The organism is Mycobacterium sp., assembly GCF_008709575.1.
Lineage (GTDB): Bacteria > Actinomycetota > Actinomycetes > Mycobacteriales > Mycobacteriaceae > Mycobacterium.
Genome location: NZ_VYIK01000518.1, coordinates 1 through 559 on the forward strand (window position 1 = coordinate 1; position 559 = coordinate 559).

Here is a 559-nt window from a genome sequence, read left to right on the forward strand (position 1 = left end):
GGGGCGCACCTCCTCAGGGTCACGATCTCGGATCATCTCGGCGTAGTAGCGGATCAGCATCGCCGGGAACGCGCCCTCGACCTGCTGAGAAATAGTGATCGGCAATCCGTTTTGGCTGCTGACCCGCCTGGCGATTTCTGCTGCTCGCCGTTCCAGTGCCGCGGCCAGCCGCTCTAAAGCCTCGGCGCGACGGGCCGGCGCCCACCCTGCCCAGCCACCGGGATCATCACTCGCCGCGCGCGCCGCGGCGACTGCCGCGTCGACCTCGGCCTCGGTGGCCCGCGGCGCGGACCCCAGCACCTCCTCCGTACTCGCCGACACCGCTGTGATCGTCGAAGAGCCGGTTGGACGAACCCACCGGCCGCCGACGAACAGCGTGTCGTACGTCAACGGCATATCAGACCTTTTCAGCGGCGATCATGGGGCAGCTCACAGACAAAGGCACGGTGTGGTCAACGCCACTAGCGTCGATTATCGACGTTTTCCTCAGAAATAGTGAAGAATGCGACGTGCCTGACGTACTTTGAGCGCGTGGCCGGTGGTGGTGCCTCAGCTAGTT

General features: G+C 64.9%; 1 protein-coding gene. It reads right to left on the bottom strand.

Annotation, left to right across the window (positions count from 1 at the left end):
* Nucleotides 1-396, bottom strand: a 396-nt coding sequence (locus tag F6Q13_RS19925) for an aldehyde dehydrogenase family protein (protein ID WP_293060136.1), incomplete at its 3' end; no start/stop codon positions are given.
* Nucleotides 397-559: the final 163 nt, after the last annotated feature.